We start from the raw sequence: 14,979 nt of genomic DNA, 5'->3' as shown, positions 1-14,979 counted from the left end.
AGCCTCAACGCTCGAGCACGTGTTCTACGCTGGCGTCGCGCACCTATTCCGAAAAAAGATGAAATCAAGCCACTGTAAGGTTACTGTCGTGCCATGAAAAGGTGTTACGCTTCTATGTCATCTCGTTAACTCGTGACGCTAGATCGAGCATGACATGCAAAACGAAGCTCGCAAACCCGAACAAGGTGTTAGGGAGGATGATCAAAATAACGGAGACCGCCTCATGCTGCATATCGCTTCCGCACGCGAAATACCTGCCTCTCATCCAGAGACGGAGCGCGAGCTCTCAGGCGAGCCGCTGCGCGAGAGCGCGCTGACCGGCATCTTCGAAATATCGAAAATACTCGCCGCTCCCTGCCGACTCGAGGTCACGCTGGCCAACGTCGTGGGCCTTCTGCAATCGTTTGTGCAGATGCGACACGGAATCGTCTCACTGTTCGACGATGACGGGATGCCGGACATTACCGTGGGCGCTGGCTGGAGCGAAGGCAGCGACGACCGCTTCCGGATGCGCCTGCCACGGAAGGCAATCGACCAGATCGTTGCGACCGACAGGCCTCTTGTCGCCGAGAACGTGGCAGCGGAGCCGGCGTTCAGCGCAGCTGACCTTGAGGTGCTCGGTGCCTCGGATAATATGCCGGTGTCGTTCATCGGAGTGCCGATCCGCATCGATCCGAAAGTCGTGGGTACGCTGACGCTCGACCGTGTCCGTGACGAAAGGTCGAATCTCCGGCTCGATTATGATGCGCGTCTTCTCACCATGATCGCCAACCTGGTGGGACAGACAGTGAGGCTGCATCGCTTGTTCGCCTGCGATCGCGAGCGGCTGATGGCGGAGAAGGACCGTCTGCAAAAGCAATTATTCGAGTTTAAGCAGCCTGTACGAGAGCGTAAGAAGCTACCTGTTCATGGGATCATTGGCGACAGCCCGGCGCTGCGCGGGTTGCTCGAAAAGATCGCGATCGTGGCCAAATCGAACAGCACGGTTCTGCTGCGCGGCGAATCCGGTACCGGAAAGGAACTTGTAGCCAAGGCTATTCACGAATCATCGTCTCGTGCCAAGCGGCCCTTCATTAAGCTGAATTGCGCGGCTCTGCCTGAGACAGTGCTGGAGTCTGAGTTGTTCGGTCATGAGAAGGGTGCCTTTACCGGCGCCTTCAGCTCGCGCAAGGGTCGCTTCGAGCTTGCTGACAAAGGCACGCTGTTCCTTGACGAGATCGGCGAGATTTCGGCCCCGTTCCAGGCGAAGTTGCTGCGAGTCCTGCAGGAGCAGGAGTTCGAGCGGGTCGGTAGCAACCAGACCATAAAGGTCGATGTTCGAGTCATAGCCGCAACCAACAGGAACCTTGAAGAGGCTGTGGCAAGAAGCGAGTTTCGCGCAGACCTTTACTATCGCATCAGCGTTGTTCCCTTGCTGCTGCCGCCGCTGCGCGAAAGACGCAGCGATATTCCGCTGCTTGCCGCCGAATTCCTGAGGAATTTCAACAGCGTGAACGGCCGTACGCTGACCTTGGAGGCGAGCGCGATCGATGTGCTGATGAGCTGCGGCTTTCCGGGCAATGTCCGCGAGCTCGAAAACTGCATCGAGCGCACAGCGACTTTGTCGGCCGGACCATCGATCGTGAGAAATGATTTTGCATGTTGCCACGGCCAGTGCCTTTCCGCGATGCTGTGGAAAAGTACGTCGGAGGAGGCGACAGTCAAATCGGCACCGCCCGTCCCAGCGCCCGCCAAGCCGATCACTTCGCTGTCTGAAGCGATCGCACCGGTCCCGCCCGTCGGCAGCGAGCTGGCCTCACTGGCACCTCCCGGCACAGTCCTCGTAAGTGGCGCGAAGATGGCCGATCGCGAGCGGGTCATCGCAGCCATGGAAAAATCCGGCTGGGTACAGGCAAAAGCGGCGCGCTTGCTCGGACTAACGCCGCGCCAGATTGGCTACGCGCTGAGGAAGTACGGAATCGAGATCAAGCGGTTCTGAACGCGCGGATCATGAGAGGACAATGGATGGGTTTCGGGTCGCACCCAATCCCACCAAAATCTGAAAAAGTGGCCCGCCCCGGCGGCAGATTGAGCACGCGTGCGAGGAGCCGCCCGCCTGTCGCCGTGGCAAGGCGAGTTCGCTTGGAGCGTAGCGAGAACTGGCCTGAGCGGCGCGGTGGTGAACCCGTCGGCGCGCTATGGGTTGATACCATTGTGCCGCCCCTGGCCGACGCGGCCGCGTCGCCGACCAGCGGCAATCAACAGCTCCGACATCGATCAAGTTCACCGCTCGAAGCGGTGAATGCGGTAATGCGGTGGGCACGCAACCGTCCCCACTGTGAAGCCTATGGATCGTAACCGTGTGGTTCTATTTACTTCCTGCCAGTTCGTCGCTTGATCATGGCGTCCGAGCCACCCTTTCTTTCCCGGAAGACTAATTGAATGGACAAACTAGGGTGGATGAATGGAGAAGCGACATAAGGTGGAGACGTCGCAAAAGGCGGTGCGCATCGGGCAGCCGAAGGACTTGGCCGCCGAAGTGGATCAGCGGACCTTCATCTTGGCGCCGAGATCGGAAAGCACGGTAGCGATACTATCGATTGTTCCCGCCACATGCACGTAGCGCAACAAGTCGAGACCGGTGAGTTCTGGCGAGGACAGTTTAAAGTGGCCCGTATCCGTCTTTTGATCGGTGATCGCTTCCGTAAGAGTGCTTATGTCCTTGCGATAGAAAAACGTGAGGATCGAACGGCCAGCGCGGGTTTTGGGGTATCCGCTTATCTGTTACGGTCTGAAATTGCATCACGGCTTCGCAAGGGAAAATTCGTGAGTCGCATGTCCCGCTGTTTCGACTACAAGCACGAGCGCCGGGTCCGGCGTGGTGAAATCTAGTGGGATAATTTCTATGGCACTGCCTTGGCTGAATGATCAACTGGCGGCGTTGAAGCCGAAAGCGCTCGATGATTTCTCGCGAACCACGATCACCGGAGCGCAGCATGCGCTCGGCGATTTCGACAATCCGCTGCGCCGGAATTTCTTCAGCACGGCCATGCGCATCCTGTTCGAGCACATGATGGGGACGCTTGCCCCGGTCGAAGAAGTCATTCAATCACAATGGTTCGTGCCCGAGCGTGAAGGAAGCGTTCCGACCCGGGGCCAACGGATCGTATTTGCAATTCAAGGCGGCTTGACCGACGCGTTCGTCAAGGACACGCTTCAAGTCGATATCGCACCTATCCGGAAAAAGCTCATCAAGGCCGTCGATAATCTAAGCAAGCATGTGCACGGCCGCGAAGATACGATCATTGAGGGACGCGACGAGCAGGATGCCGCAGCCTCAGGCGCGATCGAGGCGCTCGGAAATTTCCTCGATACCTATCACGAATGCCGTAAGACGATTTTGGATGCTATTCAAGACGAACTTGACGATACGACCGTGGACGCGCTGATGACCGACACGATCCTGGAAGTGGATGAGCTAGCGACCCATCACTCCGTCGAGGAAGTCTACGTAGACACAACGTCGGTACGTTCGATCGGCGCGCACTTTATTACATACCGCGCGACGGGGACGATCGCGGTCGGTTTGCAATGGGGGTCAAATTCAGACATGCGGCGCGGCGATGGAGCCGAGGCCGACCTATCGTTTCCCTTTCATTGCGATATCAGGTCTCGCTGGACGATCCGCTCAACATGCCTTTCAGCGAAACCGAATACGCGGTCGATATAAGCTCATGGCGAGACGGTATGACGCCGGACGACGACGGCCTTTGATCGGCCAGCCGTCCGCGGAAGAGGGCAATTTCTGGTGGCGTCATCTCGCAATCACCAACATGCTGGTGGAGATCGACAAAGCCTCGTCCAATTATGGAGTTAGGCCAACCCAGCAAATTTGAAATCAATGAATGCTTCAGGAGATTTTAGTGAAGTTACTTTTTTTGACCACCGGTGCTTTGCTCGCGGCATTCACGTCCGCGGCTTCCGCACAAGATCTCAAAGAATTGTCTGACTTTGCCCAAAGTATTTGCGGTGACATTCCAGAAGGTACTTACACAAAAACAGCCATACAGGGGAAGGTCGGCGCAACCGCCGGACTGCTGGCCAAGCTCGTGAGCGGTAATGCAGAAGTCAGCGCCGAGCGTAAGGACGAGGTCTACAAAGGCATCCCATTCGACAAGCTGCCAGACAACATCCCGACGGTGGCTATGTGCAAATCAGAGCTCGTCAAAGTCATACTGGCGAGAAAAAAGTAAGCTTCAAGAAGTGCCGCCTGAAAGACTTCGGCCAAGAAGGCTGGAACCAGAATGAGACCTACGCCAATTCCTCCGGCTGGATGGGAGGCGGACACGATCAGGGCCAGTGGTGTAACCAAGTCGCCAACTCGTTTATCGCATCACGGCAGGTTGGGCCTCTGAGTACCTGGACAAAAGTTACCTCTGGCGAAGAAAACCATAAAGATACGTGGGGCCATGTCACGTATAAGTACAGTTGTACAGTGAAGGTCAGCTGGGATCCGCTGTATTTCGAGCGGGAGGACGCGCGCTGCGGCACGGTAGAACAGTAACAGCGTATTTAACGGTTCAGCCGATTGATGGTCGCAGCCCTGCCCCTTGGCGAAATTATAGAGATTGCACATGACTTGAGAGTACTAGCCGCGCCCGCAAAGGCAATTCGAGGTACATTTCAGGCCTTTGGGGCAGCGGGAAAGGCTCGGTCCAATGCCTCGGTGAGCGCGCTAAGTCGCCTCTCGAAGTAAGCCAGTGAGCGCCGTGTGTGTCTCTCCCACTCGTCCCAGACCATCGAATGGCCGGGCGGCCGCTTGGGATCATTCAGGATCGACGAGCGCGAGATGATCTGGGCTCGCGTCGCGCGGATCATCCCAACCGTATCGTCTAAGTTGATGTCGGGATTGGGTTTGAACGATTCACTCAAGGTGTACTGGATGCTTTCCTCGTCGCGGGCTTCGGCTGCATCCTCCATCGCCTGAAGCTTGCCCTCGGAAAGGAGCTCAAGCGCAAGTGCATCAATGACTTTAGCTTTCCGCTTTACTTCCCTTTCTTCCTCTCCATCCGGCAGCCAGCTAGCGGCCACGCAAAGCGCGCTGATGAACTGCAAACATTCGAAGAAGTTGGTTGGCCTATGTTCGGTCAACGTCGGATGCGCGGCCATGAGTTCATCAATAGGAACGGATAGCCTACCGAAATAAGACCGAAACAGCGCCGATTGGCCGGCCATGGGCGAGGGCATCCGGATGCCATCGAGCGCATTCATTTCCTCGATGTTACTGGGAGACAGGATGCGCTGGCAGAGATCGTCGGTGACGTCGTGGAAATGCGGGGATTTTTGCAGCCACGCGGGTGTCACCCTCATGGGGTTGACCGCCGCGAATTCCGGCGCGCCAGCAGTGCGAAAGGCGGCTGCGACAAGTGCGGAACAGAAGATGCCGCCGTCCTTTGGCCGGAACCGTGGCGCATCCGGCAGCACCGATGCAATTGCGTGCGGCACCGAATAGCCCTTTGCAAAAAATAGCATCGCAGCGCTTGCGGCCGCCCGCGCGATGGCGGGGTCGGAATAGCGGAGGACGCGGATATGCTTGAGGTCGTGAATGAAGCAATTCTGCGCGTTCAGGTTCGTGACCCCATCGCCGGTCGCCTCGATGAGCGTCGGTGGCACGGTGCACATCAACGCGTGGCTGTAGTTTCCCCGCGAGACGAATGCGATCAGGTCGGACGTCATCTTTCCTTTGGCCCTCGCTGCCTCTGCGTTGCGGGTCAGGATGACGTCGCCAGGCTGCATCGCGTTCAAATCAAGCTTGAACACATGGAGCCCGTCATATCGCGGATTCCTTTCAATCATACCAAACTCCCGTATGGGGATGCCACCTTAGGTCGGAACGCGCAACGGTCTTTCAATCGCTTGAGAGTCTCCTAGAACCCGGACGACGATCCGCGAACGAGCCTCAGTTGCCTGGTCGGCATGGTCCTGTCCCAGAGAGTCGCTCGCCGGAGGCACTCGCGCAACGGGCTCGCTTCGACGCCGCTATCGCTGCCCATTGCGCGGGTGCCTTGTTAACCGGTCTCGCGACTGCACTCGCTTTCGGACCCCGCCGTCATTTCATGCCGGCGTCGCTATCACTGTCCCTCAGCGGGTGCCTTCTCTCTCGCCTCCGCTTTGCTTCGGCAAGGGCGCTTAGCCGGACGATACCGTAGGTACTGCTCGCTGGTACTTCGGGGGCCGTACGTTACCACGCGTTACTATCCATTCTGCGCAGCAAATCTCTCAGCCGTGCCACCCTCGCTCAAACGAATGGAGCGATCATGATCATTGGCGGCTTCGAATAAGGGCATCCAAACCATCGAGGATGTTGTCTCGCATCTCATTAAGCATCCCGCCGATGATGCATACATTGCGGACTTACTGACCTCGTCGGATTATCTCACGCTGTGGCAAATCAACATCGAAAGGAATCCTTGGCAGTACGACGATGTGTTGCTCGCGGAGGTGCCACGCAAGGAGTGCGAAGAGTACTGCAGGGGTATCGTAGAAGATGACGCAAACGGCCCGCATCGGTATGTCGTGAACCGTGGCGCCTTTAAAGGACTCCACCACCGTTTTTCCCTTGCCACCTTCAAACTGTTCTTCGAGCTTTACGATCTTCTTTCGTCGGAGCATCGACAGCGGGTAACGGTGGCTCGCCGATGGTTGGAAGCGAACGGCCTTATCGCCCCTGCAATCGAGCGCTTTCACGTCCCACACACGTCCGAATGGTTCGCCACGCTTCATCAATGGGACCCGGTTCAAGCCGCGCAAACGAAATTCGTGGTCGACGACGCCGGCCGCGAGGATGTTTGTTCGATCTGCGGCGATGATCCTGCGGATGACTATCGACTTGCAAAGCCGTTTCGGCCGGCAGGCACCACGGGCACGTTGCGCCTCTGCGACGATTGTCTGGAAATCCGCAGGGCGATGGGAGAGCCCTATGAGAAACTATAGCGACGGCTCCCGCCCCGTGGACGGCGGCCATTGATCGAAGCGTCGCCACTCTCTTTCGGTTTGTTCGGCTTGCGATAGAAGTCTTATATTATCAATGGCTTCGGTGGCGATTTACGTGTTGTTAGCGGAAGTTCCGTATGATATTAAATGTCGGATATAAATAGATCATATCCGACGAATCGGATCATAAGCCATGGCCAAGCCATCTTCGACACAACAGGACCGCGCCACTGAGTTTCTCAAGGAGCGCGGCATCGCGCGCCTTTCTGAGCTTGCCACGGCGGGCGTCACGGCGGCGACCATCGCCCGCATGAAACAAAAGGGCCTCGTCGTGCAACTCGGCCGCGGCCTCTACCAACTTCCCGACGCGCCCATCGACACGCATCATTCCCTCGCCGAAGCCGCGAAGCGTGTACCCAAAGGGGTCGTCGCGCTGACCTCGGCGCTCGCCTTCCATGACCTGACTGATACCATCCCCTCGATGGTCTGGCTCGCCATCGGCCCCAAAGACCGGCAACCGCTTTCGACAAACCCACCCATGCAGTTCGTTCGCTTCAGCCCCGAGCGGCTTCAGGAGGGCGTGGAGACCCATACCATCGAAGGTTGCCCGGTGAAGATCTTCAGCCCCGCCAAGACCGTCGTCGATCTTTTCCGCTACCGGCGGAGCGCCGGGACACGCTATCGTCACAGCACCGGCCTCAACCTCGCGCTGGAAGGCCTGCGCGAAGCCCTGAGAACCCGTAAGGCCAAGCCTTCGGAGATCGCGGATTTCGCGCGCAAGGCCGGGGTTTGGAAGGCCATGCAACCTTATATGGAAGCGATGACGGCCAATGGCTAACCCACCCAAGAATGTCGCGGCCTCAGTTCGCGTGCGGCTGCTCACGCTCTCTAAGGAGCGCAATCAGCCCTTCGACCTCCTCCTCACCCGCTACGTGCTAGAACGGCTCCTTTATCGTCTCGGCTCGACGGACTATCGCAATCGCTTCGTTCTCAAGGGCGCGATGCTGCTCGCGACCTGGGTCGACAACCAGTTCCGGCCGACCCGCGACCTCGACCTTCTCGGTTCGGGCAATTCCGACCCCGACGCGCTGTTGGCGATCTTCAAGGAGATCGCCGCCGTCGACGCCGCCGACGGCGCCATCTTCGACCCGGCGAGCTTCACCGTCGACCGCATCCGCGACGAAAACGAATACGGCGGCGTCCGGATCAAGGGTAATGCCACGGTCGAGAACGCCCGCGTCCGCGTCGTGATCGACATTGCCTTTGGCGATGCCATCGAGCCTGGCGTGCAGGAGACCGACCTACCGGTGCTGCTGGATTTTCCGGCGCCCAAGCTACGCTCCTATCCGCGCGAGACCGTTATCGCCGAGAAGTTCCAGGCGATGGTCGCGCTCGGGCTCGCGAATAGCCGTCTGAAGGATTTCTACGACGTCTGGGTGCTGATCCGCTCCTACAAGTTCGAGGGCGACGCGCTGGCCCGAGCCATCAAGGCGACTTTCGAACGCCGCAAGACCGAGATTCCGACCGCACTGCCGGACGCATTCACCCTGGCCTTCACCGAGGACGCCGGTAAGAAGGATCAGTGGGCGGCGTTCACCAAGCAGGTTGCAGTTGACCCCGGCTCGTTGACGAAAGTCGCCAAGACGCTCGCGGAATTCCTGATGCCGCGCGCGAAAGAAGCCCTCGCCCTGAAGGACGGGGAGAAGGCGACTTAGCCGAATGACCGCGATGATCACGCCGTTGATTATCATGATGACCAGCAGCAGCACCATCAGCATCAAGATCATCATCGTCGGCACCACCAGCGCCTGCCGGACCAGCAGCACTACCGGCATCGGGATCATGACCAGCATCACGGCATGACCGTCAAAATCCCGGCGGCGGGACCTTGAAGGCCGACCACTTCGCCCTATCCAGAGGAGTTACATCGGTGAGCCGGAGGCTCGAATGTCGTTTGAAGTTGATGGATTTTTCTCGCGCGATCTTGAGCTGTTTCAGCGCGCGGTACGCACCACCGCGCCGACCAAGGCATGGTTCGACTACGCGCTCGACTTGAACCGCATCGGGTTCGATCTGCTGCGGAACGCGACCACCGCGCGGTCAGAAAACGCAGCCTTCGCCATACACGGGTTGTTTGTGCGGGTTCACCAGTCATTCCAGTCCGCGCTTCTGCTCGCAGAGCGCGGGCTCGTCGGTGATGCGCGAGCCGTTCTTCGATCGGGCGTCGAGGGGACCATCGCCATTTATGCGCTGCATCCCGATGCCACTTTCATCGACCGGCTGATCGAGGCCCACCACTACAACCAGCGCAAGGCTGCCCGCGTGCTTCTCGACGATCCAGCCTATCTTGCTGCTTATAAGGCCGGGGATGTGGCCGCGATGAAGGCCGTGGTCTCGTCGGTGGATGCCATGGAAAAAACCAAGGGAGCGAAGTTCCGCGACATCAATTGGGCCGACGTGGCGCTGAAATGCTGCGCCGACCTCTACCAGTTGATGTATCGCTCGCTGTCATCCGACGGTACGCATACGACCCTTAATACCCTAGACCGCTACGTCCTGGCAGACGCCAAGGGGTAGATCACCTCTTTCAAGTCGGCGCCGGGACCGGAGGGGCTGCTGGAGACGCTGAGCGCGGCTTGCCTGCTGTTTCTCTGGGCGGCCGATCCCTTTGCGGACAGCGCCGGCCGTTCCGACATCACGGCCAGGATCAAGCAAGAGGTGCAGCGCTTCGCGACATTGCCAGGAGCCTTCCCCGATATGCCACCGAAGGCCGCGTGATCCCATGCCTGTCAGATCGCTCCCCGATGCGACTCTTGCAGCGATTGGCAAGGAAGTGAGCCAGCAGGCTATCGAGCTGGTAGCCCATAGGCCCGAGCCTTGGGCTCAGCCCACCGATTGCTTTCGTAACGTCGCGCGCAAGATTGCCGAGAGCGGCGGCAGCGCGCAGTGCGGCTACACGTTCCACCACCGCTTCGCCCAGAAGATCGAAGGCCTCCCGCTCTACATCTACCTGACCCATCATGCCGTGTGGGTGTCGCCCGAGGGAGACCGCGTGGACGTGACGCCTTATCCTGACCCGCGCCATGCGCCGCTCGACCACAGCAAGAAAATCAAATTCCTGCCCGATGACACGGCCGATCCGATCGTGGTGCGCGGCCAGCCGATCCCGCTGCCGCTGCGCTTCTTCGCCGTTGACGACAATCCGGAACTGAAGGCCTACGTCGCGGAACTCAATCGGAAGGAACAAGAAGCTTGCCGCAACCTCGCTTCGCAAGCCTAACCTGGGACGTGCGGCGCCCAGTAATCCCCAGCCAGAAAACCTGCATGGCACAAATTTGGCACATACCGAGGTGCCCATCGTTGAATTCGTTAAGGTTTTTCCAGCTTCGGAAGTTGCTCATAACCTGAAGGTCATAGGTTCAAATCCTATCCCCGCAACCAAGCGGGCAAAAAACCCAGCAATCCGAATGGTTTGCTGGGGGTGCTATTTTGACCGATATTGCCTCCAACGATATCAATGACTTAGCTCACGGGTTCAAATCGCCCTGCAACCACACATGTTGCGCACAAGAGCGAAGAGATGTCGCGCGCCCGGCTTAGTGCTGCCCGCGAGTGACGATTGATTTTTCTCTGCGAGATAGCCGAGCCCGTGCGCTTTGGCTTGATTCAAACTGCTCGCGTGCCATCTGGCGCCCAATAAGGCGAGCAAGCTTTCTGAGGAGCTGATCTCCGCGGATTGGAATAGGGGGAGATCGATGCCATCGAAAGTAAGCGGAGCAGCTCGTCCCTCCCCGTGCCCCTTGCGTTCGCTCATGGGCTGCATTTCGTTTGGTGCCGAAGCCACGTTTCCGCGTCGCGTGCGGTTTGACGCTCGCCTCCTTCGTCATTGGCATCGAGGCCTCTTCCGCCAAGGACGAATCTTTGCACTCGGTTGCTCGTTCCGACCGCTCAGGACAGAGCAGGGATTCCAAATTGCTTGGGCTGCTGCTGTTCCAACCCCATGCAGGGTTCGCGTTCCAGCCATTTCGGGCCGTCTGCCGCCGCCCTCTTCGCAGCCTCGCTCGTCGTGTTCTCGCGCCTGGGGCAGGAGTTCACGCCGACGCTCGATGAAAAGAACATCGTCATGGAGGTGAAGCGCGCGTGCCGAGCACAGCGCCGGCCCAGGCTCAGGCCATTCAGTTCGAAATCGAGAAGGTGATCAGCAAGTTTCCGCAGGTCGGCGTTCGTGCTCTCGCGCGCCGGTACGCTGGACCTGGCAGTCGATGCTCGGCCAGACTTGGATCTTAGTGCGAGGAACCTGCGGTCTCGCCACCGAGTTGCGCTACGAGCCAATCTGCAAAGGCCCGTACCGCAGATCTTTGTCGGCTGGCGCGCGGGTAGATCAGGCGATGGCCGACGTAGCGGATATCGTTGGCGCGTCCTGACAGCGGCGCAACCAATCGCCCGCTCGCCAGTTCGCGTTCGGCCAGAAGCGTTGATTCCAACGCTACTCCCAATCCCTCGGCGGCCGTTGCGATTGCTAGAAAGCTGCGATCGAACCTCATGCCGTGGAGCGCAGGCGCTTCCGATCCGTTCGCAGTGAACCATTGGTGCCACTGAACCTGCTTCACGTCTGAACGGATGAGCGTTTGATCGAGGAGGTCGGCGGGCTTCCTGATCGATTTTGCCAGAGCGGGGGAACAGAGCGGCGTGACCGTCTCCTCTGGAAAAGGGATAACCTCAACGCCCTCTGCGCGCGGCGGACCGTAGACGATGTCGATATCAAAATCATCGTTGCTGAAGCGAGCATAGTCCGTGCTCGCAGCCAGGCGGACTTCGAGCTTCGGAAAAGCGGTGAGAAACTGTGCAAGCCGTGGTGCAAGCCACTGCGCAGCAAAACTGGGTGCCGAATGGACGCGCACCAATTGAGGTCCGCGCGCGGCGACTTCCTCAAGGCCACGGCGAAGCTGATCGAAGGCCGCTCCCGTGTGTCGCATCAGATTTTCGCCGGCCGGCGTGAGCCGCACCGATCGCGCGCTGCGCTCGAACAGAACGGTGCGAAGCGTGTCCTCCAGCTTGCGGATCGCATGACTGACGGCACTCGGCGTCAGGTGAAGCTCATTCGCCGCATCGCGGAATGATCCCGTGCGAGCAGCGGCTTCAAAGGCGCGAATTGCCGATATCGGGACATTCGACAGCATCCCATAAGTGAACCAGATTCATCGATTGGTGACAACTGTGCGTTTGTCTGTTGCGCGTCCGCGGGGCATTCCTAGCCTTGCCAAGGAAAAACAATTTGCGGGAGGAACTGATGCTGCTCAGCGGTAAGACGGCCATCATTTCGGGCGCGGCATCGCCGCGCGGCATCGGGCTGGCCACGGCACGGCGGTTCGCCGCCGAGGGCGCTCGGGTCGCCATTCTCGACATTGACGCGAGCGCGGCGGCGGACGGCGCGGCTTCGCTTGGCACGTCCCACATTGGGCTGCGATGCGACGTCGCCGACAAATCATCCTGCGAGCATGCCGTCGCTCGCACGATCGAATCCTTCGGAAGCATCGATATTCTCATCAACAACGCCGGCATCACCCAGCCGGTGAAGTTCCTTGATATCTCGCCGGCTGATTGGGATCGCATCCAGGACGTCAATCTGAAGGGCATTCTGTTCCTCTCCCAGGCGGTGATCCCGCACATGCGCGCGCGCAAGTCCGGATCGATCGCCTGCATGTCCTCGGTTTCGGCCCAGCGCGGCGGCGGAATTTTTGGCGGCCCGCATTATTCGGCGGCCAAGGCTGGCGTGCTCGGTCTCGCCAAGGCGATGGCCCGTGAGTTCGGCCCGGACGGCATCCGCGTCAATTGCGTGACACCCGGCCTGATCGGCACCGATATTACCGCGGGCAAGCTGACGGACGAGATGAGGGCGAAGATCCTGGAAGGCATTCCGCTCAATCGTCTTGGCACGGCAGACGAAGTCGCCGGCATCTACACCTTCCTGGCCTCGGATCTCTCCGCCTACGTGACTGGTGCCGTGATCGACGTCAACGGCGGCATGCTCATCCACTGAGCCAGCAAGACAAGGTCCAGATCGATGGAAACGCTGACCAACACGCCCAAGCTAGCGGACCGCGCCTACAACATTCGCCGCAACGCCCTGCGCATGGGCGAGGTTCAGGGCCAGGGCTATATCGCACAGGCGCTGGACATCTCCGACGTCCTTGCCGTGGCCTATTTTCACGCGATGCGCTACCGGCCGGAAGATCCGTCCTGGGACGCACGCGACCGCTTCCTGCTCTCCAATGGTCACTATGCCATCGCGCTCTATGCGGCGTTGATCGAAGCAGGCATCGTTCCCGAAGAAGAACTCGAAACCTATGGCAGCGACGAGAGCCGCCTGCCGATGTCGGGCATGGCCTCCTACACGCCGGGAATGGAAATGTCGGGCGGCTCGCTCGGGCTTGGGCTCAGCATCGCCGTCGGCATGGGCCTCGGGCTCAAGCGCAAGAAATCCGACGCGCGGGTGTACACGTTGTTCTCCGACGGCGAGCTCGATGAAGGCTCGGTCTGGGAAGCCATCCAGTCGGCGGGCCATTACAACCTTGACAATCTGATCGGCATCGTCGACGTCAACAATCAGCAGGCCGACGGTCCGTCGACGCAGGTGATGGCGTTCGAGCCGCTGGTCGAGAAGCTTCAGGCTTTCGGCTGGTTCGTGCAGCGGATCGATGGCAATGATCTCGATGCCGTGGTTGCCGCGTTCGATGTCGCCAAGTCCCATTCCGAGCCAAAACCGCGGATGATCGTCGCCGACACGCTGATGGGCAAGGGCGTTCCTTTCCTTGAGCAGCGCGAGAAGAACCATTTCATCCGGGTCGAGCAGCACGAATGGCAGCTCGCGCTGGCCGCGCTGGAAGCCGGGAGGCAGGCATGAAGACCGTCAGATCAGCACCCCAGCCGCGCAAGCCGCGCCTGACCACCTCGGCTATGATCGCCTCGATCGCGTCTGAGGGACAGAAAACGAAACCGGCGCCGTTTGGACACGCGCTCGTCGAGCTCGCCCGCAGCCGTCCCGATGTGGTCGGCATGACGGCCGATCTCGGCAAATACACCGACCTGCATATCTTTGCGAAGGAATTTCCGGACCGCTATTACCAGATGGGCATGGCTGAGCAGCTTTTGTTCGGCGCGGCCTCCGGTCTTGCCGCCGAAGGCTTCATGCCATTCGCAACCACCTACGCGGTGTTCGCTTCGCGCCGTGCCTACGACTTCATCCATCAGACCATCGCGGAGGAAGACCGCAACGTGAAGATCGTTTGCGCATTGCCCGGCTTGACCTCGGGCTATGGCCCGAGCCATCAGGCCGCAGAGGATCTCGCGCTGTTTCGCGCCATGCCGAACATGACGGTCATCGACCCCTGCGATGCGCATGAAATCGAGCAGCTGGTGCCCGCGATCGCGGCGCATCAGGGGCCTGTCTACATGCGCCTGCTGCGTGGCCAGGTGCCGGTCGTGCTGGACGAATACGACTACAGGTTCGAGCTCGGCAAGGCCAAGCTGATCCGTGACGGGAAGGATGTTCTGATCATCTCATCCGGCATCATGACCATGCGTGCGCTCGAGGCCGTGCAAGTCCTGAAAAACGACAGCGTTGATGCTGCGGTGCTCCACGTTCCGACCATCAAGCCGCTCGATGCCGAGACGATACTGCGTGAAGCCGGCAAGTCAGGCCGCCTGGTCGTCGTTGCCGAAAACCACACGACGATTGGCGGTCTCGGCGAGGCGGTCGCCGCACTCCTGATGCGTTCAGGCGTCCATCCGCCTTTCCGCCAAATTGCACTGCCGGACGAATTTCTTGACGCCGGCGCACTACCGACATTGCACGACCGCTACGGCATTTCCACCGCCGAGATCGCAAGGCAGATCAAGCAGTGGCTTTAGCGCACCGGCACTGAGCGCCAGTCAGGCCAAATCAGAGTGAAGAGTTCCGCCCGCTGCATGTTGCGGCGGGCGAGCGATGGCTGTTGCCCGAATGCG

15 protein-coding genes are annotated in these 14,979 nt (G+C 59.5%); 12 read left to right on the top strand and 3 right to left on the bottom strand.

Annotated elements, in window-relative coordinates; all coding sequences use genetic code 11:
* Positions 1–154: 154 nt before the first annotated feature.
* The gene (gene nifA / locus CI41S_RS15720) at positions 155–1,978 is read left to right on the top strand and encodes a nif-specific transcriptional activator NifA (protein WP_139860217.1); all 1,824 of its coding nucleotides are present in this window, start codon (positions 155–157) and stop codon (positions 1,976–1,978) included.
* A 545-nt stretch (positions 1,979–2,523) separates the two neighbouring features.
* On the opposite strand, the gene CI41S_RS45340 is transcribed toward nifA, so the two are convergent.
* Complete coding sequence (locus tag CI41S_RS45340; RefSeq protein ID WP_488230469.1) at positions 2,524–2,640, bottom strand: hypothetical protein; 117 nt, start codon at positions 2,638–2,640, stop codon at positions 2,524–2,526.
* Between the two features lie 244 nt (positions 2,641–2,884).
* Between CI41S_RS45340 and CI41S_RS15710 the strand changes: the two genes are divergently transcribed.
* On the top strand, positions 2,885–3,709 hold the full coding sequence (locus CI41S_RS15710) for a pPIWI-associating nuclease domain-containing protein (RefSeq protein WP_139860215.1): 825 nt from the start codon (positions 2,885–2,887) through the stop codon (positions 3,707–3,709).
* Between the two features lie 175 nt (positions 3,710–3,884).
* Positions 3,885–4,232: a hypothetical protein gene (locus tag CI41S_RS15705; protein WP_139860212.1), complete on the top strand. Its 348-nt coding sequence runs from the start codon at positions 3,885–3,887 to the stop codon at positions 4,230–4,232.
* Between the two features lie 430 nt (positions 4,233–4,662).
* Here the strand turns inward: CI41S_RS15705 and CI41S_RS15700 are convergent, their stop codons facing one another.
* A complete protein-coding gene (locus CI41S_RS15700) occupies positions 4,663–5,835 on the bottom strand; it encodes a hypothetical protein (RefSeq protein WP_139860210.1) in 1,173 nt (390 codons plus the stop codon).
* Positions 5,836–6,303: 468 nt separating this feature from the next.
* Between CI41S_RS15700 and CI41S_RS15695 the strand changes: the two genes are divergently transcribed.
* From CI41S_RS15695 to CI41S_RS15675, 6 genes are all read left to right on the top strand, one after another.
* Positions 6,304–6,972: a hypothetical protein gene (locus CI41S_RS15695; RefSeq protein ID WP_139860208.1), complete on the top strand. Its 669-nt coding sequence runs from the start codon at positions 6,304–6,306 to the stop codon at positions 6,970–6,972.
* 193 nt (positions 6,973–7,165) lie between these two features.
* Entirely contained in the window at positions 7,166–7,810 is a 645-nt protein-coding gene (locus CI41S_RS15690) for a type IV toxin-antitoxin system AbiEi family antitoxin domain-containing protein (RefSeq protein ID WP_139486089.1), read from the top strand.
* The gene (locus CI41S_RS15685; protein ID WP_139860206.1) at positions 7,803–8,687 is read left to right on the top strand and encodes a nucleotidyl transferase AbiEii/AbiGii toxin family protein; all 885 of its coding nucleotides are present in this window, start codon (positions 7,803–7,805) and stop codon (positions 8,685–8,687) included. Before CI41S_RS15690 ends, CI41S_RS15685 begins: the two co-directional genes overlap by 8 nt.
* A 4-nt stretch (positions 8,688–8,691) precedes the next feature.
* Positions 8,692–8,835, top strand: coding sequence for a hypothetical protein (locus CI41S_RS43515; protein WP_172627103.1), 144 nt, complete (start codon positions 8,692–8,694; stop codon positions 8,833–8,835).
* An 84-nt stretch (positions 8,836–8,919) separates the two neighbouring features.
* Positions 8,920–9,549 (top strand): DUF5677 domain-containing protein, encoded by a 630-nt coding sequence (locus CI41S_RS15680; RefSeq protein WP_139860204.1) that lies wholly within the window; start codon positions 8,920–8,922, stop codon positions 9,547–9,549.
* A gap of 205 nt (positions 9,550–9,754) precedes the next feature.
* Positions 9,755–10,252 carry a hypothetical protein gene (locus tag CI41S_RS15675; protein WP_139486086.1) on the top strand — a complete coding sequence of 166 codons (498 nt, stop codon included), beginning with the start codon at positions 9,755–9,757 and terminating at the stop codon, positions 10,250–10,252.
* Positions 10,253–11,255: 1,003 nt separating this feature from the next.
* Here the strand turns inward: CI41S_RS15675 and CI41S_RS15660 are convergent.
* Positions 11,256–12,152, bottom strand: coding sequence for a LysR substrate-binding domain-containing protein (locus tag CI41S_RS15660; RefSeq protein WP_139860200.1), 897 nt, complete (start codon positions 12,150–12,152; stop codon positions 11,256–11,258).
* Between the two features lie 110 nt (positions 12,153–12,262).
* Here CI41S_RS15660 and CI41S_RS15655 point away from each other — a divergent pair, with 110 nt between their 5' ends.
* The 3 genes from CI41S_RS15655 to CI41S_RS15645 are packed head-to-tail and all read left to right on the top strand — an operon-like array spanning position 12,263 to position 14,883.
* Positions 12,263–13,012, top strand: a complete 750-nt coding sequence (locus CI41S_RS15655) for an SDR family NAD(P)-dependent oxidoreductase (RefSeq protein WP_139860468.1) — start codon at positions 12,263–12,265, stop codon at positions 13,010–13,012.
* Positions 13,013–13,036: 24 nt separating this feature from the next.
* Positions 13,037–13,876, top strand: coding sequence for a transketolase (locus CI41S_RS15650; protein WP_139486082.1), 840 nt, complete (start codon positions 13,037–13,039; stop codon positions 13,874–13,876).
* Entirely contained in the window at positions 13,873–14,883 is a 1,011-nt protein-coding gene (locus CI41S_RS15645; RefSeq protein ID WP_172628064.1) for a transketolase family protein, read from the top strand. Before CI41S_RS15650 ends, CI41S_RS15645 begins: the two co-directional genes overlap by 4 nt.
* Positions 14,884–14,979: the final 96 nt, after the last annotated feature.

The sequence above is a fragment of the Bradyrhizobium ivorense genome (genome assembly GCF_900696085.1).
Classification (GTDB): domain Bacteria; phylum Pseudomonadota; class Alphaproteobacteria; order Rhizobiales; family Xanthobacteraceae; genus Bradyrhizobium; species Bradyrhizobium ivorense.
This window is presented reverse-complemented; position numbering and strand designations above follow the sequence as displayed.

Bases quoted from the DNA above. Each gene is read 5' to 3' on its own strand.
- nifA (WP_139860217.1), top strand. From the start codon at position 155: ATGCAAAACGAAGCTCGCAAACCCGAACAAGGTGTTAGGGAGGATGAT.
- CI41S_RS15710 (WP_139860215.1), top strand. From the start codon at position 2,885: ATGGCACTGCCTTGGCTGAATGATCAACTGGCGGCGTTGAAGCCGAAA.
- CI41S_RS15705 (WP_139860212.1), top strand. From the start codon at position 3,885: ATGCTTCAGGAGATTTTAGTGAAGTTACTTTTTTTGACCACCGGTGCT.
- CI41S_RS15700 (WP_139860210.1), bottom strand. From the start codon at position 5,835: ATGATTGAAAGGAATCCGCGATATGACGGGCTCCATGTGTTCAAGCTT.
- CI41S_RS15690 (WP_139486089.1), top strand. From the start codon at position 7,166: ATGGCCAAGCCATCTTCGACACAACAGGACCGCGCCACTGAGTTTCTC.
- CI41S_RS15685 (WP_139860206.1), top strand. From the start codon at position 7,803: ATGGCTAACCCACCCAAGAATGTCGCGGCCTCAGTTCGCGTGCGGCTG.
- CI41S_RS43515 (WP_172627103.1), top strand. From the start codon at position 8,692: ATGACCGCGATGATCACGCCGTTGATTATCATGATGACCAGCAGCAGC.
- CI41S_RS15680 (WP_139860204.1), top strand. From the start codon at position 8,920: ATGTCGTTTGAAGTTGATGGATTTTTCTCGCGCGATCTTGAGCTGTTT.
- CI41S_RS15675 (WP_139486086.1), top strand. From the start codon at position 9,755: ATGCCTGTCAGATCGCTCCCCGATGCGACTCTTGCAGCGATTGGCAAG.
- CI41S_RS15660 (WP_139860200.1), bottom strand. From the start codon at position 12,152: ATGCTGTCGAATGTCCCGATATCGGCAATTCGCGCCTTTGAAGCCGCT.
- CI41S_RS15655 (WP_139860468.1), top strand. From the start codon at position 12,263: ATGCTGCTCAGCGGTAAGACGGCCATCATTTCGGGCGCGGCATCGCCG.
- CI41S_RS15650 (WP_139486082.1), top strand. From the start codon at position 13,037: ATGGAAACGCTGACCAACACGCCCAAGCTAGCGGACCGCGCCTACAAC.
- CI41S_RS15645 (WP_172628064.1), top strand. From the start codon at position 13,873: ATGAAGACCGTCAGATCAGCACCCCAGCCGCGCAAGCCGCGCCTGACC.